The organism is Bacteroides pyogenes (genome assembly GCF_014196225.1).
GTDB classification, from domain to species: domain Bacteria; phylum Bacteroidota; class Bacteroidia; order Bacteroidales; family Bacteroidaceae; genus Bacteroides; species Bacteroides pyogenes_A.
Genome location: NZ_JACIDI010000001.1, coordinates 280,808 through 301,352, shown reverse-complemented (window position 1 = coordinate 301,352; position 20,545 = coordinate 280,808). Strand labels below are relative to the sequence as shown.

13 protein-coding genes are annotated in these 20,545 nt (G+C 46.4%); 7 read left to right on the top strand and 6 right to left on the bottom strand.

Annotation, left to right across the window (positions count from 1 at the left end; genetic code table 11):
• Positions 1 to 31: 31 nt before the first annotated feature.
• The 4 genes from GGR07_RS01170 to GGR07_RS01155 all read right to left on the bottom strand — a co-directional run bounded on the left by GGR07_RS01170 (position 32) and on the right by GGR07_RS01155 (position 9,022).
• Positions 32 to 1,663, bottom strand: a complete 1,632-nt coding sequence (locus GGR07_RS01170) for a RagB/SusD family nutrient uptake outer membrane protein (protein WP_122056556.1) — start codon at positions 1,661 to 1,663, stop codon at positions 32 to 34.
• Between the two features lie 11 nt (positions 1,664 to 1,674).
• Entirely contained in the window at positions 1,675 to 4,674 is a 3,000-nt protein-coding gene (locus GGR07_RS01165) for a SusC/RagA family TonB-linked outer membrane protein (RefSeq protein WP_034543650.1), read from the bottom strand.
• Between the two features lie 92 nt (positions 4,675 to 4,766).
• Entirely contained in the window at positions 4,767 to 6,974 is a 2,208-nt protein-coding gene (locus GGR07_RS01160; protein ID WP_122056555.1) for a glycoside hydrolase family 97 protein, read from the bottom strand.
• Positions 6,975 to 7,165: 191 nt separating this feature from the next.
• Complete coding sequence (locus tag GGR07_RS01155; RefSeq protein ID WP_034543651.1) at positions 7,166 to 9,022, bottom strand: glycoside hydrolase family 13 protein; 1,857 nt, start codon at positions 9,020 to 9,022, stop codon at positions 7,166 to 7,168.
• A 240-nt stretch (positions 9,023 to 9,262) separates the two neighbouring features.
• Between GGR07_RS01155 and GGR07_RS01150 the strand changes: the two genes are divergently transcribed.
• From GGR07_RS01150 to GGR07_RS01130, 5 genes are all read left to right on the top strand, one after another.
• On the top strand, positions 9,263 to 10,858 hold the full coding sequence (locus GGR07_RS01150; protein WP_034543652.1) for a DUF6377 domain-containing protein: 1,596 nt from the start codon (positions 9,263 to 9,265) through the stop codon (positions 10,856 to 10,858).
• Between the two features lie 392 nt (positions 10,859 to 11,250).
• Positions 11,251 to 13,158: an NADH-quinone oxidoreductase subunit NuoF gene (locus tag GGR07_RS01145; RefSeq protein WP_021646889.1), complete on the top strand. Its 1,908-nt coding sequence runs from the start codon at positions 11,251 to 11,253 to the stop codon at positions 13,156 to 13,158.
• A 12-nt stretch (positions 13,159 to 13,170) separates the two neighbouring features.
• Positions 13,171 to 14,937: an NADH-dependent [FeFe] hydrogenase, group A6 gene (locus GGR07_RS01140; protein WP_021646890.1), complete on the top strand. Its 1,767-nt coding sequence runs from the start codon at positions 13,171 to 13,173 to the stop codon at positions 14,935 to 14,937.
• Between the two features lie 16 nt (positions 14,938 to 14,953).
• Positions 14,954 to 15,430, top strand: coding sequence for an NADH-quinone oxidoreductase subunit NuoE (nuoE, locus tag GGR07_RS01135; RefSeq protein WP_021646891.1), 477 nt, complete (start codon positions 14,954 to 14,956; stop codon positions 15,428 to 15,430).
• Between the two features lie 422 nt (positions 15,431 to 15,852).
• Entirely contained in the window at positions 15,853 to 16,479 is a 627-nt protein-coding gene (locus GGR07_RS01130; protein WP_021646893.1) for a hypothetical protein, read from the top strand.
• Positions 16,480 to 16,663: 184 nt separating this feature from the next.
• Here GGR07_RS01130 and GGR07_RS01125 read toward each other — a convergent pair whose 3' ends face one another.
• Entirely contained in the window at positions 16,664 to 17,128 is a 465-nt protein-coding gene (locus GGR07_RS01125; RefSeq protein ID WP_021646894.1) for a MaoC family dehydratase, read from the bottom strand.
• Positions 17,129 to 17,234: 106 nt separating this feature from the next.
• On the opposite strand from GGR07_RS01125, the gene GGR07_RS01120 reads away from it, so the two are divergent.
• Entirely contained in the window at positions 17,235 to 18,875 is a 1,641-nt protein-coding gene (locus GGR07_RS01120; protein WP_039972960.1) for an RluA family pseudouridine synthase, read from the top strand.
• A gap of 244 nt (positions 18,876 to 19,119) precedes the next feature.
• Here GGR07_RS01120 and GGR07_RS01115 read toward each other — a convergent pair whose 3' ends face one another.
• Positions 19,120 to 19,326, bottom strand: coding sequence for a hypothetical protein (locus tag GGR07_RS01115; RefSeq protein WP_034544058.1), 207 nt, complete (start codon positions 19,324 to 19,326; stop codon positions 19,120 to 19,122).
• Positions 19,327 to 19,618: 292 nt separating this feature from the next.
• On the opposite strand from GGR07_RS01115, the gene GGR07_RS01110 reads away from it, so the two are divergent.
• Positions 19,619 to 20,353, top strand: a complete 735-nt coding sequence (locus GGR07_RS01110) for an SDR family NAD(P)-dependent oxidoreductase (protein WP_021646899.1) — start codon at positions 19,619 to 19,621, stop codon at positions 20,351 to 20,353.
• Positions 20,354 to 20,545 lie beyond the last annotated feature (192 nt).

The window sequence follows — 20,545 nt, the reverse complement described above, 5'->3', positions numbered from 1 at the left end:
TATCTTTTTCATAACTTAGTATTCTTCAATGTTATCTCTTATATCCTTCGTTCTGTATTAAAGCTGTGTTCGAACCAATCTCATCCGATGGCAACGGGAATAGTTTCAGATACTCCTCGACAGCTTTTCCGCCGGGTATTCCGCCTTTCCACGGCCATAAGTAAGAGCTTCCGGTGAATTTTCCGAAACGTATCAGGTCGGTACGTCTCTGAGCTTCAAAGAAGAATTCGCGTCCTTTTTCATCCAACAGAAAATCCAGATTAAAATCGGATTCGGTGATAACAGCCGCAGCCTTATCCTTATATGCGCGCTTACGCAAATCATTCACATATTTTAAAGCAGTAGCGCGATCGCCTCCCTGACCGCCACGAAGGACAGCCTCGGCATAGCTCAAATAAATTTCGGCCAAACGAATCAGGGGGAAGTCGATCCAAGCCTCTTTGGAAGGAGGCATGCTGCCGTCTTTATTCACATTGTAATATTTGGCAACGGGAATTCCGTTATCTTTAAACGCGGTTTGATCTACAATTTCTATATTCTGAGTAAGATCGGTATGCAACATAGCCTTACGGTTGTCCTTATCCGACTCTTTTTCTTTTTCAAAAAGTCTCAGCAAAGACGATTTGGCGCGAACACCCTGCCAAGCGTCTTTGGCATTCGTTACATCTTTCAGTTCGGCCGATCCCCAGCAAAGGAAAGAAGTCATTCCTCCCCATGTCAAAGTCTCTTCTCCTTCGTATCGGATGGGGAAAATCATCTCTTTCGACGTGTGGTTATCCGCTTTAAACATATCCCCATACTCAGGCTCCAACTCATAACCTACTTTCAGTATCTCCTTGCAAGCGGCAATGCAATCCGAATAACGGTTTTCGCCGATATATACTTCGGCATTCAGATACAACCGGGACAACATAGCCCATGCCAGCGACGTATCCGCATGCCCGTATTGCTGAGAATATCCCACTACCGGTTTCAGCAAATCTCCGGACTCAAGCAGAGATTTCAATTCTGTTTCGATAAAGGAGAACAACTCTTTGGGAGATATCTGTGTGGGAAGTTTGTCTTTTTCTCCCAACGGACTATCTTCAGTTACCAAAGGAACATTACGATACAAATCCAACAAATACCAATAGTTCATGGCACGTAACAGACGCGCTTCCGCACGATACTGTTTCAAATGCCGGGCTACCTCACCCGTAATGCCTCGCTTAGCTATTTTATCCTCAGTAGTCTCTCTTAATAAGGCATTCGAAAGATTGATCTGATAAAACAAACGGTAATAATTACCTTTAATCCAAGGGCTGTTGGCTCCCCACGTCACCATGTTGAATCCCGGTATACCGTCATCGGTCCATGCACAGTGAGCCATATCGGTAGTCAACTCTTGCATATTCCAAAGTACCCGCAGAAAAGAAGCCTGACTACCGCCATCGACTCCCGAGACATCTACGTCGTTATCGCCACCGGCATTTCCGGCCATTACCATGCCTGCGTATATTTTTGCCAAGCTTTCCAAATATGGAGCTTCCTGATTTCCCAGAACCTTATCCGGAGTCTTTTCACGGTCGGACAGAGGAACAGTATCCAAATCGCCTACGCATGAAGTTCCGGTAAACGCCAACCCTATCAGGGCAGCAGCTATATAATATTTTACTGTTTTCATATTTTGATAGTTTAGAAGTTAAGATTAAGTCCGATCATAAACACACGCGGACGGGGATAGATGTTGTTATCGATTCCTTCTCCGCTTATTTCAGGATCCAAACCGCTGTACTTTGTAATAACAAACGGATTTTGCACCGTTGCATAGACCCTTGCGGTCTGCTTTTCGTTAAACAATTTATTGAATGTATAGCCCAGTGAAATGTTGTCCATTCTCAAGAAAGAAGCATTCTGCACATAATAGCTCGAGCGACGGCGCGGTTCTTTGAAATTCGTATCTCTGGCGCTATTGATCCTGTTTTTCAGGAAGCCTGTATTATCATACATTTCAGAACCTCCCCATGCCTCACGGTTAGATTGAACATTATTGTAAACATAGTTGCCGATACTTGCCCGCATGGCAAACGAAAGATCCCAATTCTTGTATGAGAGTTGTGAAGTAAGTCCCATAAACACATCGGGAGCCGACTTTTTATAGGCAATCAAATCTCCGTCATTCTCTTTTTCACCGACTTTTCCGTCACCGTTATGATCGACATAAGCGCCTTCGATAGGTTTGCCGTTTTGGTCATAAATCTGTTCGAAAACATAGAACGAATTATAAGGATTATTCACCGCATTGATCATTACGTTAGTACCGGTAGCTCCATCGATACCCCCATGAATAACTCCCACATAGTTCGGATCGTCGTTGATGGTCATCTTTGTAATTTTGTTTTTATTATATGAGATATTATATCCCAAATTCCAATTCCAATCCTTTGAAGTAATGGCATGAGCGTTGATTGAAAACTCAATACCCTTATTTTCCAGTGTACCTACGTTCGTGAGCAACTCATTATTGAAGTTTGTTCCTGCAGCAACAGCCACCGTATTCAGCAAATCTTCCGTTTTACGATAATACAGGTCTAATGCTCCCGTAATGCGTCCGTTCAGGAATCCATAGTCGATACCGACATTGTAAGTGGTAGTTTCCTCCCATTTCAGATTGGCATCGAAAGCCAACGGAACCAATAATGAATATTTGTTGTCGCCGAAGAAATAAGCAGCTCCGGCTTTGCTTGCCATATAACGGGGAAGATAGGGATAATCGCCGTTTCCAAGATTTTGTTGTCCGGTAATACCGTATCCCAAACGAAGTTTCAGATCGGATATGGCTCTTACATCTTTCATAAATCCTTCTTCGTTCATCTTCCATGCCAAAGCTACAGAAGGGAATAACCCCCAACGGTTATCTTTATTGAAACGGGAAGAGCCGTCATTACGAAGCGTGAAGGTGAGTAAATACCGGTTCATCAACGAATAATTCAAACGACCGAAGAAAGATACCAGATAATTCTCTGTTTCATAGCTGTCGGGATCTTTGTATTCCGAGGCGTTCTTTTTCTTTGCCATTGCTTCCGAATAAGGATAAGAGCGGCTTGTACTGTTATAAAAGTGTTGCCATGAATATCCGGCCATCACGTCTAAATTATGTTTTCCGAACTCTTTCGCATAATTCAGATAGAAATCAAGCAAAAGGTTGCGCTTCAACTGATAGTAATGTGAGTTCTCGCCCCAGCCTTGTTTATAATTACCGGTTACCCAAGTCATCGGAGAATTATCTTCGATAATAACATCTCCTTCACCTTTGGAAACATCATATCCTAAGTTCAGGTTGGCACGGAGTTCAGGCAAAAAGTGCATTCTGTAATCGATCTGAGCATTACCGATGCTTCTATAAACGGTAGACTCGTCATGCTTTTGCTCTAACATGGCAACCGGATTGGCCAGCGCGATACCGATAGGCGATTTTGATTTATCCAAAGCCATATAATATCCGTTTCCGAAATCCGAACCTTCCATGTAAACAGGCTGTGTCGGGTCAAATTGCGTAGCTATACCGATCGAACCCGTATCGGCAAAACGATTGGTATTATATACGCCTTTCACATTCAACTGAATGTTCAGCTTCTTTTCGAAGAAATTCGGATTTAAGCTGACAGCACCCGTCCAACGTTGCAAATTAGATGTTTTCAAAATACCGTTTTCATTGGTATACGCAAGCGATACGCGATATGGCATATGAGGTATTGCACCTGCTACGCTGACATTATGGTCTGTGCTGAGAGCGGTACGAAATATTTCTTTCTGCCAGTCCGTTGAAGATTCACCCAAAGCGGCGTACTGATTGCTTTCCTTACCGAACTTTTCTTCCACAAAAGAGCGGAAATTATCAGCACCCATCACGTCTACGGTTTTCGTTTTAGTGCTTACAGAAAACGTACCGCTATAATTTACCTTGACCTTACCCGATTTCCCTTTTTTCGTTGTTATGATAATAACACCGTTGGATGCACGAGAACCGTAAATCGCAGTCGAAGAAGCATCTTTCAGAATCGTGAAAGTTTCAATATCATTGGGATGAATCGTCGCCAAAGGATTACTCATACCATCTATACCGCCATTATCTACCGGAACGCCATCGATAACGATCAACGGATCATTGCTCGCAGACATAGACGAACCGCCACGGACACGAATAGTGGCCCCGGCTCCGGGAGCGCCGCCATTGGTTATCACACTCACACCGGCAGCCTTACCGACCAATAAGTCGGTTGCCGATGTTGCAGCTCCTTTTACCATTTTATCCGCATCGATCGCTAAAGTCGATCCGGTCAGGTCGTTCTTCTTCACCGTACCATAACCGATAACCACTACATCCTGGAGTAACTGGGAGTCGTCTTTCAGAACCACATTAAGCACGGGTTGTACCGGTAATTCCTGTGTCTGATATCCAACAAACGAAATGATTACAACATCACCCTGTTTAGCTTGCAACACAAAGTTTCCGTCAAAATCGGTGATAACTCCGCTGGTTGTTCCTTTTATCAATACGTTGGCACCGATTACCGGTTCTCCTGTTGCGTCTTTCACATGTCCTTTTACCGTCATTTGCTGTGCAAACGCTCCTATGGACAAGAGTAAGCCCACTACGAAAAGTAGTGCTTTAAGCATCAAAAACCTTTTCATGTCATTAATTTAAAGTTAAGTTAGTATATAAGATTTAATTATTCTCTCACAAAATACCTATTGAAAACTTTGCGTTTCAGAACCTTTTTATTTTAAAACCTTTTCAATCCTTTCAACTCTGATTTATCTTTTACCTCTTTAATGCTGATAGCGTATCCGCCTCCATTGGCGGCACGAAGATTTAACTTGGTTTTATTGCCGACCACTCCTTTGCGAATGGTGTATGCTTGCGGATTCTTCTCCCAATCGGCATCTTTCGCATCGGCATATATCGTAGCCACATACCGTTTTCCCGAATCAAGGAAGTCAAGTGAAAGTCTGGAAGCATGTCCTCCTTCACCTGCGGTGCAGCCTACATACCAGTCGTTCGTTCCTTTCGCTTTACGGGCAATAGTTAAGTATTGCCCCGGTTCTGCTTCCAAATAACGGGTTTCATCCCAATCGATCGCTACATCTTTGATAAACTGAAAAGCATCCATAAACCGTTCATAGTTTTCGGGAATGTCGGCAGCCATTTGCAACGGACTATACATCGTGACATATAAAGCCAACTGACGGGCCAAAGTAGAACGCACGCGGGAATGGTTGTCCGGATTCATTTTACTGCAATCCGTCTCGAATATACCGGGCGTATAATCCATCGGTCCGCCCAACAAACGAGTAAACGGAAGTATTGTCGTATGATTTACATTATTTCCTCCGAAAGCTTCATATTCTGTGCCGCGAGCCGACTCATTACCGATAAGATTAGGGTATGTACGGCAAATTCCCGTAGGGCGGACAGCTTCATGTGCGTTAACCATAATTTTATAGTCGGCCGCTTTCTTTATCGCATACAGATAATGATTGTTCATCCACTGTCCGTAGTGATGTTCACCACGGGGAATGATGTTGCCCACATAGCCGCTTTTCACGGAATTGTATCCGTTATCCACCATAAACTGATAGGCTTTATCCATGTGACGCTCGTAGTTACGAACGGAAGATGAAGTTTCATGGTGCATCATCATTTTTACTCCTTTGCTTGCAGCATAACGTTGAACTTCTTTCACGTCGAAATCAGGATACGGAGTAACAAAGTCGAACACATAATCTTTGCTGTTGCCGAACCAATCTTCCCATCCTTCGTTCCAGCCCTCTACGAGTACGGCATCGAATCCGTGGGTAGCAGCAAAATCGATATAGCGTTTTACGTTCGCAGTATTGGTGGAGTGCTTACCGTTCGGCTTCGTTTTTGTATAATCGGTAACTCCCAGTTTCACACTGCTCAATTCGTCTGTGTAGGCCCATGAGCCTTTTCCTGTAATCATGTCCCACCATACGCCGATATATTTCACAGGTTTAATCCATGAAGTATCCGCTATCTTACAAGGCTCGTTCAGATTGAGCGTGATGCGTGAAGCAAGAATACTGCGTGCATCGTCACTCACAATAACCGTGCGCCAAGGACTGGTACAAGGTGTCTGTAAGTGGCCTTTGTTACCTTGTGCATCGGGAGTCAACCATGATTCGAAAACGAAATTCTTGTCATCGAGATTCAAGTTCATTAAAGAGTAATCGATCAAAGCAGCCTCATGAAGATTGATATATAAACCGTCATCGGTTTTCATCATCAGCGAGGTTTGTACACCTGTAGCCGAGAAAGGAGCCTGTGAACAGTTCGGAGTGATTGCTTTCTTCATCAATCCTCTGATTTCCGACAAGCGAGAAGTAGTATAATCATATTCTTGCGTATCGTAATCGCCGGGTATCCAGAAAGCAGTATGGTCACCTGACATGGCAAACTGAGTGCGTTCATCTTTTATAATGAAATAATTCAGATTCTTCTGACGGGGGAATTCATAACGAAAACCCAATCCGTCATTGAACAAACGAAAGCGTATCAACAATTGACGATCGGTTTCGGCCTGATGCAATGTGGCAGCCAATTCATTATAGTGATTGCGAATTTCTTTTTCTTCTCCCCAAACCGGCTGCCAAACTTCATCAAATGTAGAAGTGCTCGTTTCTTTCAAAACAAAGCCGCTATAAAGATTTGCTTGCGCATCGAGCTTTGTCAGATCTCTGCGGTCTACCCAATCGAAATCTGTCTTGGCCGCATCTTCTTTCTTCAACTCCAAACCCAACCGGCTGGTCTTGATTACCGGTTTGCCTTTATAGGTCAGTTCATACGTAGGAATACCTTTTTGATTGATTTGAAAAGTCATAACCAGATTTCCATCCGGCGAGGTCAGTCTTTGTTGCGCATTCATCAAAGCCGCAACGCAAAGAAAAGCGATAAGTAGAAAATTCTTCTTCATTTTATTTATGGTATTAAATTATAAGCTAACAGCTATCCCTTTTAGTTCGGTATATTGCAAATTTAGCCTCTATCTTATATAAACATTTTCAATAGAATAAAAATACAAACGCATATAAATCATACCATACTGTATATAAGCGTATTAATCATTTTTATATCAGCGATAAATATAAGTCGTAGTGAACTTATTCAGAAAGAAAAAACATAGAAACCACGCGCGGGAAGTGTCATATCTTTTTCGAGCCGAATCGTTTTGTTCGTCAAAACATCGATGGCAGTAGAAGAAGGTAGAATTTCCCGATAAGGAGTCAAGTCGATTGTTTGTTCCCGATTATTACCATTCAGGAAAACCACCACCGATTTTTCTCCGTATTTACGCCGATACGCATACACGCCTTTATAAGGAGCTATTTGCTTCAAATCGCCTTTGGCTATCGCTTCGTTTCCCTTCCGCCATTGAAGCAATGCGCGCATAAAGGAAAATGCTTCTTCTTGCAATGCGGTGCGCCCGGAACTCTCAAAACAATTGAGCGTATCTTCTTTCCATCCTCCGGGAAAATCGCAACGAAGCAATCCGTCGCCATTCGCTTTATCGGCGGACATTAAAATTTCCGTTCCATAATATATCTGGGGAATGCCGCGCGTAGTCGATAAAAACACGAGCGCTTGTTTATAACGGTCGAGATTCTTAGTATCATCATCGGAGCGAAAGAAGCGTGAGGTATCGTGATTGTCGAGGAAAGTCAGCAGATTCATCGGATCGGGGTATACGATATCCTGTGCCAAATATTCATAGAGCCTGAAAAGTCCTCCGTTCCAGTCGGTCGTTTCTTCGTCGAATGCCTTGTTCATGTGCTCCATTAACGGAAAGTCCATGACAGAAGGCAGGTAAGAGTTTTTCGGAGCGGCCAGTTTACTGTCTTTTTGCCAATAAGAAATCAACACATTGCTTCCCAGCCATGTTTCTCCCACAATATTCAAAGCAGGATATTCTTCATTCACAGCCCGGCACCATTTCGCCATCATATCAAAATCCGCATAAGGATGGGTATCCTGACGGATGCCATTAATACCGGCATATTCGATCCACCAAATACTGTTCTGAATTAAATAGGTTGCCACATGACGATTCCTTTGGTTGAAATCGGGCATCGATTCGGTAAACCAACCATCGACAGCTATCTTTTTCGCATAGTCGGTTGCATACGGATCGGACTGAGTAATGGTCTGATAAGTAGTCTGTACATATTCGCCTTCATAATTAAACCAATCTTTGGAAGGCATGTCCCTGAACAGGTAATTCTCTCTTCCGCAATGATTGAAAATCATATCCATCACTACCTTAATCCCTTTAGAGTTTGCCCGACCGACCAAGCGAAGAAAATCGTCATTAGTGCCCAAGCGGGGATCTATCCGGTAATAATCGGTAACGGCATATCCGTGGTAAGAACCTTCCTTCATATTGTTTTCCTGAACCGGATTCAACCAAAGAGCAGTGACGCCTAAATCGGCTATATAATCCAAATGCTCTTCTATCCCTTTCAGGTCGCCTCCATGACGAGCGAACGGATCGTTACGGTTTACTTTCGATTCAAGCATCCCGGAAATTCTGTCGTTGGAAGGATCGCCATTGGCAAAACGATCGGGCATGATCAGATAAAGTACGTCTCCCGAATGAAAGCCTTCAACATTCTCCGCTCCCATCCGGCGAGGTTTCAGTTCATAAGGAACCGTCAGTCGGTTGTTTCCTTGTTTCAAGAAGATATGGAATTGTTGCGGAGAAGCCTTCGACACATCCAGATAAAGAAGCAAATAGTTGGGGTTTTCTTGCTTTACCACCTCCTTCAACAGGATATCGCTTGATGAAAGATTGACCGAGGCTGAGGATATTTGCTCGCCATACAGCAATATTTGCAACTCAGGATTCTTCATTCCCGCCCACCAAAAAGAAGGGGCTACTTTTTTAACGACAGGAGTTGCCGCTATTATTTTAGAATGACATCCCCAAAAAGTAGAAAGGGCTACTAATATAAAAAGTCTTTTCATGATAAACAGTTATATTTAGGGTTACCAAAAACGTTTTATGCAAAAATAAAGCTCCTGTTGGTCGCTTTGCTGCATTAGAATAAAAATATAAAGGATAAAAAGAGTATATCATTGATTATAAGGATAGGTTGCCTGTGACAGAATGAGAATAATATAAAGTGAAATGAAAATAGTAACGGCAATATTCTTTATATTCCTTTCTATATTTATATCTTTGTAAGAATCTAAAGAAGTAATCTTATGAAAAAGATAATTTATCATATCCTGCTTCTCTTGTTTATCTCCTCATCTGCTTTGTTCGCAAAACACAGAGATGATAAAGCAATCTTCAAACAACTGGATAAGGTGATGAATGAGAAAAATGTCCTGCAACTCCGGAAAGAAAAAGAAATAGACGAACTGAAACAACAGCTTACCCACTCCGGCGACGTGTTGAAGAAATACAGGTTGTGCGGTTCTTTATTCGACGCATATTTACACTATCAAGCCGACTCCGCACTTCATTACATCGATCTTCAAATGGATCTTTTGTCGTCACTTCGTCGACCGGAGTTAAAAGACGAACTGATTATCGATCGGGCCACAGTAATGGGAGTAATGGGAATGTATAATGAAGCATTAGAACAATTAAGGCAAATCAATCCCCGAAAGTTGGGAAAAGAAACCCTGCAATCTTACTATCAAACGTATCGTGCCTGCTACGGCTGGCTGGCAGATTATACGACCAATCAACAGGAAAAAATAAAATACCTGAAGAAAACCGATTTGTATCGTGACTCCATTATCGCTTCGATGCCGGCAGGAATAAACAGGACAATCGTTTTGGCAGAAAAGAATATAGTGAATGACCACCCTGACACAGCAATGGCTATGCTGAACAAAATACTCGAAGACACAACAGACCTGCGACAAAAAGCATATATCTATTATACACTTTCCGAAGCCTGCAATATAAAAGAAGATGCAGAACAGGAGGCTTACTATCTGGCACTCACAGCGATTGCAGATTTGGAATCATCGGTCAGAGAATATGCTTCCCTGCAAAAACTGGCTCAATTGATGTATGAACGCGGGGATATCGATCGCGCTTACAAATATTTAAGCCGTTCGATGGAAGATGCGGTAGCTTCTAATGCCCGCTTGCGTTTTATCGAAGTAACCCGTTTTTTCCCGATCATCGACAAAGCATATAAACTGAAAGAGGAAAGGCAACGGGCCGTTTCACGGATATTATTAATCAGCATCAGCATATTGTCTTTGTTCCTGCTCATTGCCATTTTTTTCTTATATCGGTGGATGAAAAAACTTTCTGCCATGCGCCGCGACTTGAGCATAGCCAATAAACAAATGCGAGCAGTGAATAAAGAGTTGGAAGAAACCGGCAAAATTAAAGAAGTATACATCGCCCGCTATCTCGACAGATGCGTGAACTACTTGGACAAGCTGGAGACATACAGGCGTTCGTTAGCCAAATTAGCGATGGCTTCGCGAATTGAAGACTTATTCAAAGCCATTAAATCCGAGCAATTCATTCGCGATGAACGGGATGAATTCTATAATGAATTCGACAGATCTTTCTTGAAACTGTTTCCGAACTTCATTTCTTCATTCAACGATCTGCTGATGGAAGAGGGGAAAATATATCCCAAATCGGATGAACTGCTGACCACAGAGCTTCGCATTTTCGCGCTTATCCGGTTAGGTGTGACGGACAGTAATCGGATCGCACACTTTCTGGGATATTCTTTGGCCACTATTTATAATTACCGGAGCAGAATACGCAATAAGGCAGCAGGAAATAAGGACCAATTCGAAGAAGACGTGATGAGGTTGTAATTAAAAGCTCGGAGTCCGTATATAAACATTTCGCAATAACAGAATGCCATAAAGCGGATGTGAATAAACCGAAACAAGAGTTTGAAACTTAAATATAGGAGAAGCACCGCTTTGTCTTCTCCTATACTCTCCCGCATGACCGATGCCGGGAAACAAATCCAACGAAGTACCGTTTTAGTATAGATTAGTTCCGCAGAAAGTTCTTCCGCTTCGCGAAACAAATCCAATGAAGTACCGTTTTAGTTCCTTTTGTACGGACTAATAACGGTGCTTCTTTTTATTTTTCTCTGATAAAGAAAGAATCCGAAAGTATTCTCACATATTTTTATAGCCTGATGTGAGAATCTGAAATATATCACATATATTTGCAAAGTCTTCAAAATCTAACACTTATGAAACTTCTATCTATCTATGATTTACAAACAATCAGGAAAAGAGCGGCGCACGCCTTACTCTTGCGTGAAGAAAGCAACGTGAAGCCGGTAGAAGAGAGCTGCGGGTTGGCAGCCGGCACGGAACATCTTCAGATACTGACTTGCGAAGGTACCGGATGCAAGGCTTCTTCGAGCCATACTATCAGGGAGAACCTGATAAGAGCGATTGAAAAGAACGGCATAGCCGATAAAGCGGAAGTGATTACCGTGGGCTGTTTCGGTTTCTGCGAGAAGGGACCTATCGTGAAAATCATTCCGGATAATACGTTTTACATACAGGTTACCCCCGAAGACGCGGAAGAAATTATCAGCGAACACATTGTCGGAGGGCATAAAGTGGAACGACTGCTCTACGAAGACCCGAAGACTCAAAAGGCTGTCAGCGACTCCAAACACATGGATTTCTATAGGAAACAGATGAGAGTTGCTTTGCGTAATTGCGGTTTTATCGATCCCGAAAATATCGAAGAATACATTGCGCGCGACGGATACTTCGCTTTGGCCGACTGTCTGTTTTTTAAGCAACCGACGGAAATCATCGACGCCATCAAGCGGTCGGGCCTGCGCGGCCGGGGCGGAGGGGGATTCCCTACCGGAATGAAATGGGAGTTCGCACATAAACAGGAATCGGATATGAAGTATGTAGTTTGCAATGCCGATGAGGGAGACCCGGGCGCATTCATGGACCGTTCCATCATGGAAGGCGATCCGCATTCCATCGTAGAGGCGATGGCTATCTGCGGATATTCCATCGGATCATCGAAAGGGCTGGTCTACATCCGCGCAGAATATCCGCTCGCCATACAACGTTTGAAGAAGGCGATAGCACAGGCACAGGAATATGGGCTGCTCGGCAACCACATCTTAGGAACCGATTTTTCTTTCGATATCGAGATTCGTTACGGAGCAGGAGCTTTCGTATGCGGAGAGGAGACTGCATTGATCCATTCGATGGAGGGCAAAAGAGGCGAACCGACACTAAAGCCCCCCTACCCCGCAGAGTACGGTTATCAGGGAAGGCCGACAAACGTGAACAATGTGGAGACATTGGCCAACATACCCGTGATACTGACTAAGGGAAGCGAGTGGTTTGCCTCCATCGGTACAGAACAGTCTAAGGGAACGAAGGTGTTTGCGCTTGCCGGAAAGATAAATAACGTAGGTCTCATCGAAGTTCCGATGGGGACTACCTTGCGGGAAGTCATCTATGAAATCGGCGGAGGCATTAAAGAGGGGAAAAAGTTCAAGGCGGTACAGACGGGAGGTCCGTCCGGCGGATGCCTCACGGAAAAGCATCTGGACACCCCCATCGACTTCGACAATTTGCTTGCTGCAGGCTCTATGATGGGTTCGGGCGGTATGATTGTGATGGATGAAGACGACTGCATGGTATCGGTCGCCCGCTTCTATCTCGATTTCACGGTAGAAGAGTCTTGCGGTAAGTGCACTCCGTGCCGCATCGGCAACAAGCGCCTGTTGGAGATATTAAATAAGATAACCGAAGGAAAAGCGAATGAGAAAGATCTGGCAATGCTTTCTACGCTGGGACGCGTCATCAAAGACACGGCGCTTTGCGGGCTGGGGCAAACGTCGCCCAATCCGGTTCTATCCACCATAGATAATTTCTACGACGAATACATGGAGCACGTCAGAAACAAGACCTGTCGAGCCAAGCGTTGCAAAGCATTGCTTACCTATACGATCAACCCCGAGCTTTGCATCGGCTGCCACATCTGCGCGAAACACTGCCCCTCCGATGCCATCAGCGGCATGGTACGAAAGCCTCATGTGATAAATCCCGGTCTTTGTATCAAGTGCGGCATGTGCATGGCACGCTGTAAATTCAAAGCGATTCTCGTTTCCTAAAATCTATATGCTATGGAAGAAAAACAGATTACACTTCAAATCGACGGTCACTTCATTACCGTCGCCGAAGGAAGCACGATTCTCGAAGCCGCCTGTAAAATTGGCATCGACATACCGACTCTTTGCCACATCGACTTGAAAGGGACTTGCATCAAGAACAATCCGGCTTCGTGCCGCGTGTGTGTCGTGGAAGTTGCAGGGCGGAGAAACTTGGCGCCTGCCTGCTCTACTCCGTGTACGGAGGGAATGGTTGTAAAGACCAGCACGCTGAGGGTGATGAATGCCCGTAAGATTATTGCCGAACTGATTCTGTCGGATCATCCGAACGACTGTCTCACCTGCCCCAAGTGCGGCGATTGCGAGCTTCAAACACTGGCCCTGCGCTTCAACATCCGCGAGATGCCTTTCAACGGGGGCGAGCTCTCTCCGCGCAAGCGGGAAGTCACTTCATCCATTGTCCGCAACATGGACAAGTGTATTTTCTGCCGCCGGTGCGAGAGCGTATGCAATGAAGTGCAGACGGTCGGCGCACTCGGAGCCATTCGACGGGGGTTCAATACGACCATTGCTCCTGCTTTCGACAAAATGATGACCGAAAGCGAATGCACCTATTGCGGGCAGTGTGTTGCCGTATGTCCCGTCGGGGCATTGACCGAGCGCGACCACACCAATCGGCTGATCGAAGACTTGGCCGACCCTGATAAAATCGTCATCGTACAGACCGCTCCTGCCGTGCGCGCAGCTTTAGGAGAGGAGTTCGGACTGAAACCCGGCACGCTGGTCACGGGAAAGATGGTGTACGCTTTGCGGGAACTGGGTTTCGACTACGTGTTCGATACCGACTTTGCGGCCGATCTCACCATTATGGAAGAGGGTTCGGAGATTCTAAACCGGCTTACCAGACATCTCAACGGAGACAAATCGGTACGCCTTCCCATCCTCACGTCCTGCTGTCCGGCATGGGTAAACTTCTTCGAGCACCATTTCCCGGATATGCTCGACATTCCTTCCACCGCGCGCTCGCCTCAACAGATGTTCGGCTCCGTCGCCAAGAGCTATTGGGCGGAAAAGATGGCGATACCCAGAGAGAAACTGACGGTAGTATCCATCATGCCTTGTTTGGCAAAGAAATACGAGTGCGACCGCCATGAGTTCAAAACAGAGGGTCACCCCGACGTCGACTACTCCATCTCCACCCGCGAGTTGGCACGGCTCATCAAACGCGCCAACATCGGTTTCACTTTGCTTCCGGACAGCAACTTCGACAATCCGCTGGGGGAATCGACCGGAGCGGGGGTTATCTTCGGAACCACAGGCGGAGTGATGGAAGCCGCCCTGCGGTCTGTGTACGAAATCTACACGGGTGAAACTCTGGAAGACGTAAACTTCGAACAGGTGCGCGGACTGAGCGGTGTACGACGGGCAGCGATCGATCTGAACGGATTCGAACTTAAAGTAGGCATCGCGCACGGACTGGGTAATGCCCGGCAACTGCTCGAAGATATCCGGAACGGACGTAACGAATACCACATCATCGAGATTATGGCATGCCCCGGAGGTTGCATCGGAGGAGGCGGGCAGCCGTTGCACCACGGCAAATCCGACGTGCTTTACGCACGTGCCAACGCGCTTTATCGCGAAGATTCCCAAAAGCAATTGCGCAAATCGCACGATAATCCGTACATCCGGCAGTTGTACGAAGAGTATCTGGGGAAACCGCTGGACGAGCTGTCGGAAAGGCTGTTGCACACGCACTACTTCAACAAATCCAAGAACTAACGTAAAAGGAAAAATTATGTCAGATATAAAACTCGCTTGTGAAATAGCAGAGCAGGTCAGAGCAATCTGCGACAAGCACCGGAACGACCCCGGAGAACTGATCAACATACTCCATGAGGCTCAGCATCTGCAAGGGTATTTGCCCGAAGAGATGCAGCGAATCATCGCTTCCAAACTGGGCATACCGGTTTCCAAAGTATATGGGGTAGTCACTTTCTACACCTTTTTCACCATGGCGCCCAAAGGGAAGCATCCGATATCCGTTTGTATGGGAACAGCATGTTACGTGCGCGGATCGGAAAAGCTGCTCGACGAATTCAGGAGGGTGCTGGGTATCGACGTGGGTGAAACGACGCCGGACGGCAAATATTCGCTCGACTGCCTGCGATGTGTGGGAGCCTGCGGACTGGCGCCGGTAGTGATGATTGGTGAAAAAGTGTACGGACGCTTGCAACCGGTAGACGTGAAAAAGATTCTCGACGAACTGGAATAGCTAAAAGGGTACGGAGAACGGAAATGAAACCGATTCTTCTCATATTATTGTGCGGCATCAACGAATTTTAAATATCTTTGCCGCAAAGAGTCAGGGGTGTGCGGATTGTTTTCGGTACACCCCGAAATCTGAAATGAAATCAAATGACCTATTGGCAGATGAAAGCTTCGGGCACAACAAACAGAACCTTCATTCGTCAGGAATAAAAGCTCTGTTCGTCAAAAACAGAGGTTCTGTTCGACAAGAATGAAGGCTCTGTTTGTCGCAGACAAAGGCTTGCCTATAACGAATGGAATCCCATTGTAAAAAGACAGCAACCGTTTCTGCCGCAAATGAAAACGATGTCCGGAATCCATGAAAGTTCTGTCGCCCGCAGATGAAAATTCGATCGGGCAAACGACGTGATGAAATAAATCAAAAAAATGAAAAGAATAAATCTACGCTCCAAGCTCTCCGGGAGAATACAAATGGAGGACGTGCAGGAAATAACGTATTATGCGCAGAGTGACGACAATCTCCGGAAAAACTTGTTCCGGCTGATATTCGACACGGACGACCAAGTGGCTTATCAGGCGTTGTGGGTGTGCACGCACATGACAGACTGCGAACTGGAGGAGCTTTGCCGTAAGCAGGACAAACTTATCGACTCCGTGACGCATTGCACGCATGTGGGGAAAAAACGATTGATGCTTTCGTTGCTCATCCGCGAAGCATTCGACATTCCGCTGCGCATAGACTTGCTGAACTTCTGCATGGAGCGGATGACATCGCAGCAAGAGCCTCCCGCCATCCGGTCGCTATGCTTGAAGCTGGCGCACAAGCTGACACAGGACACGCCCGAACTGCAACAGGAACTGCGCACGCTGCTTGAAATCATGGAGCCGGAATTGCTGCCGCCGGCTGTGCGAAGCGTGCGAGCAAACATACTGAAAGCGATGAACCGCCCCAGAAAAAAGAGGGTTCACCGCAACCGGAAGGACTTATGCTTCTACGAGCAATTTCCCGAATTCTATCTTGCAGTAAAGACTAAAGGCGATCGGTCGAAGTGATACAGGAAAACGGTGATGCCTTCCTATCTCGTCCGTAGTCAGCCATGTACAGATCAGTCGAAGTAGTACAGGAAAACGGCGATGCCTTCCTATCTCATTCGTAGCCAGCCATGCACAGTTCAGTCGAAGTAGTACAGGAAAACGGCGATGCCTTCCTATCTCGTCCGTAGCAGCCATGTACAGATCAATCGAAGTAGTACAGGAAAACGGCGATGCCTTCCAACGCTTTTTTCGGTTGGTCTTTAATCTCAATGGCAAACTTTATCTCGGCTTTAGCCACACCGCGCAGGTTGGTGAGCGAATGCAGCGCCGCCACCAGACGGATGCTTTGACCTGCCAGAACCGCCTGACCGAACTTCATCTTATCCATCCCGTAGTTGATCATCATCTTCAGGTTGTTCACCTCGATGATCTGATTCCACAAATAAGGAAGCATCGACAACGTCAGATAACCGTGGGCGATGGTGCTTCGATACGGACTTTCCGCGCGGGCGCGCTCCGTATCCACATGAATCCATTGGTGATCGAGCGTGGCGTCGGCAAAGAGATTGATGCGTTCCTGCGAGAGTTCTATGTAATCGGAAACTCCTAACTGCTGCCCGATCAGCTTCTCGAAATCCTGATACGAATTGATAACAAGTTTATTCATTATTTGGCTGTTTTATGATGGTAAAAGAATAATATGAGAACAAATATAGAACAAAATTCGCATATTTCCTTACTTTTGCACGACAATGACGCAGATATACGAACCGATATTTCATTTATTCAGCCGTCCGGCAGCTCACGTCCCGCTGCCGGAGAAATTCACTTACCCTTTTCACTACACGCCGCATCCGTTGTGCGTATTGGCGGCGGAAGAGGTGAAACGCTATATCGGCTCCCGAAAAGAATGGGAAGCGGAGCTGTCTCTCGGTAAGATGTTCGGCGTGCTGGCGGTGCAAGACGAGCAGGGAACGGTAGGCTATCTGGCGGCTTTCTCGGGCAATCTGGCAGGAAGAAACGATCATCCTTACTTCGTTCCCCCCGTATACGATTTGTTGCAGCCGCAAGGTTTCTTCAAAATAGAAGAGGAACAGATATCGGCCATCAACTCCCGCATCAAAGAATTGGAAACGGATGCGGCTTACGTAAACCTGCAAGAAAAGTTGAAAGTTGAAACGCAACAGGCCGCCGAAGCATTGCAAGAGGCGAAAACAGCCTTGAAAGCAGCCAAGCAGGCACGGGACATGCGGCGGCAGTCCTCCCCCGCCCCTTCGGAAGAAGAGCAGGCTGCTATGATCGAAGAGAGCCGCTTCCGGAAAGCGGAAGTTAAACGAATGGAACGGAAAGCCCAAGCGAGACTCGAAGCCCTGAAGGCGGAAATCGAAGTTCATGAGGAAGCCATCAGGGAGCAAAAAGCCGAGCGGAAAGAACGTTCGGCGGCTTTGCAGCAAAAGTTGTTCGGTCGGTTCCGAATGCTGAATGCCAAGGGTGAAGTGAAAGACTTGTGCTCCATCTTCGCGCAAACGGTCGGCAAAGTTCCTCCCGCAGGAGCCGGAGAGTGCGCGTTGCCCAAACTGCTGCAATACGCATACCTCCACAAGCTCAAGCCATTGGCTATGGCGGAGTTTTGGTGGGGCGGATCTCCGAAGACGGAGATACGCTGCCACGGGCATTACTATCCGTCGTGCAAAGGCAAATGCGAACCTATTCTGCAACACATGCTCCGGGGACTGGAAATAGACGAAAATCCGCTCCTTGCCCAAAGCATGGGGACAGAAGAGCCCGAAACGGTATTCGAAGACGAATGGTTGGCGGTAATCAACAAGCCTCCCGGCATGCTTTCCGTACCCGGGAAGTCTGAAGAAGCCAACTGCGTATACCGTTTCATACGGGAGAAATACCCGAAAGCCACCGGTCCGCTGCTTGTCCACCGGCTCGACATGGCTACATCAGGACTGCTGCTGATAGCCAAGAGCAAAGAGATACACCGGCAGTTGCAGGCACAGTTCGAACAACGGACGGTGAAAAAACGCTATATCGCCCTGCTGGATAGAAGTGAAAACGAAAGGCTGCTGAAGCAATCGGGAAGAATCGAGCTTCCCATTTGCCTCGATCCCTTAGACCGTCCGCGGCAAATAGTCAGCCGGGAGCATGGCAAACCTGCCGTCACCGACTACCGAATACTGGAGATTTCGGAGAAACAGATACGCGTGCACTTCTTTCCGCTGACTGGGCGCACGCATCAGCTGCGTGTACACGCCGCCCATCCGCAAGGTTTGGGCTGCCCCATCACAGGCGACACGCTTTACGGCAAAAAGGCAGATCGCCTCTATCTGCACGCCGAATACATCGAATTCCGTCATCCCGTCAACGGGAAAAGAGTTTGCGTGGAGAAAACCGCCGATTTCTAACCGGGCAGTCGTTTTACGTAACTTCCGGGATAACAATATTCACATCGGAAGTACTGTGACGACAGTCCTGTCCATTACCATCGGCCTTACCCTCCGGAAACACTTGCTTCGCATAAGGATATCAGTCTGTTTGATAAGACGCACCAACTCACAGATAGAGCACGAAACCGGAGAATTGCTTGTCTTCTTATCACCCCTACCGGACGGAAGCAATCATTTGTCAAGCCACGAAACCGTGAAATCCTTATCTTATCACCAGCCTCTTGGGCGACCCATGCCAAGAGCAGCCCAAGCAGTAAACCTCCGTCAGGTCAAAACCTTCCAATGATTCTTCCGGAGATTTGGGTACTATCTTTCCATCTTCGAGCACATAGACCAACAAACGGTCTCCCTGTTCGTTCTTCACATACATCGCTGCAATCTTACATTGCGGGCACAATAATTTTCTCATGCTGCAAAGATATGACATAAGTCCGATTCGGCATACAAAACACACCATTTCTTGAGCCCCGATAAGGAATAAGTACAGAATCTGCCTTCAGCCGCTTTATGAAATTCATCCGGCTTCCCTCCTTCCGCGCACGAATTTACCGACTTCCGCGTACAAGTTTACCGATTTCCGCATACAAGTTTACCGACTTCCTCGTACGAGTAAACCAAAGTGTAAAGAAAGATTCAACTTCGAAGCAAATCTGAGAATAATCTCGTACATTTGCCCGTACATACCAAAACAATCGGTCAGTATGAAACGAGCAATCATTATAGGAGCGACATCGGGCATCGGAAAAGAAACAGCCAAACTCCTGCTTCAGGAGGGATGGAAAGTGGGAATAGCCGGAAGAAGGCGCGAAGCCTTGGAGGAGTTGCAACGCACGGTTCCGCAACAGGTGGAGATACAAGAACTGGATGTGACATCAGACGACGCATCCGAAAAGTTACAAGAGTTGATCAGAAGAACAGGCGGGATGGACCTGTTTTTGCTTAGCTCCGGCGTCGGGTTCCAGAACACGGACTTGAAACCGGACATAGAACTGAAGACCGCACACACCAATGTACTCGGCTTCATACGGATGACAAACACGGCTTTTTCTTATTTTAAAGAAAAGGGGGAAGGGCATCTGGCTGCTATCAGCTCCATTGCGGGGACAAAAGGTCTGGGCGTAGCTCCCGCCTACTCTGCCACCAAACGATTTCAGAACACTTATCTGGATGCGCTGGAGCAACTCGCTCACTTGCAGGGGGCGAATATCCGCTTCACCGACATACGTCCCGGCTTTGTACGGACAGACCTGCTGAACGACGGCAAGCATTATCCCATGCTGATGAAAACGGAACAAGTAGCGCGGCAAATCGTACAGGGATTGAAGCGGGAAAAACGGGTTCTGGTTATCGATTGGAGGTATCGACTACTCGTATTCTTCTGGCAACTGATTCCCCGCGGGATATGGAAGCGAATGCCCGTAAAAACAAAGGGATAAAAAACGAACCTCTGTTCATGGCTGCTCAGCCATGAACAGAGGCCTTATAAAAATGGGGAAAACAAAAAAATGACAAGGATGGCGGCAGCTTACAAAGAACTTTCCTGTGCAGTGGCAGGCAGTCAGACACAGTGACGTAATCAGATGGCGGCAGTTCACGAAGAACTTTCCCGTGCAGTGGCAGGCAGTCAG

Coding starts and splice junctions, on each gene's coding strand:
- GGR07_RS01150 (WP_034543652.1), top strand. CDS start 9,263: ATGAAAAAGATAATTTATCATATCCTGCTTCTCTTGTTTATCTCCTCA.
- GGR07_RS01165 (WP_034543650.1), bottom strand. CDS start 4,674: ATGAAAAGGTTTTTGATGCTTAAAGCACTACTTTTCGTAGTGGGCTTA.
- GGR07_RS01115 (WP_034544058.1), bottom strand. CDS start 19,326: ATGAGAAAATTATTGTGCCCGCAATGTAAGATTGCAGCGATGTATGTG.
- GGR07_RS01140 (WP_021646890.1), top strand. CDS start 13,171: ATGGAAGAAAAACAGATTACACTTCAAATCGACGGTCACTTCATTACC.
- GGR07_RS01130 (WP_021646893.1), top strand. CDS start 15,853: ATGAAAAGAATAAATCTACGCTCCAAGCTCTCCGGGAGAATACAAATG.
- GGR07_RS01155 (WP_034543651.1), bottom strand. CDS start 9,022: ATGAAAAGACTTTTTATATTAGTAGCCCTTTCTACTTTTTGGGGATGT.
- GGR07_RS01125 (WP_021646894.1), bottom strand. CDS start 17,128: ATGAATAAACTTGTTATCAATTCGTATCAGGATTTCGAGAAGCTGATC.
- GGR07_RS01110 (WP_021646899.1), top strand. CDS start 19,619: ATGAAACGAGCAATCATTATAGGAGCGACATCGGGCATCGGAAAAGAA.
- GGR07_RS01170 (WP_122056556.1), bottom strand. CDS start 1,663: ATGAAAACAGTAAAATATTATATAGCTGCTGCCCTGATAGGGTTGGCG.
- GGR07_RS01160 (WP_122056555.1), bottom strand. CDS start 6,974: ATGAAGAAGAATTTTCTACTTATCGCTTTTCTTTGCGTTGCGGCTTTG.
- GGR07_RS01145 (WP_021646889.1), top strand. CDS start 11,251: ATGAAACTTCTATCTATCTATGATTTACAAACAATCAGGAAAAGAGCG.
- nuoE (WP_021646891.1), top strand. CDS start 14,954: ATGTCAGATATAAAACTCGCTTGTGAAATAGCAGAGCAGGTCAGAGCA.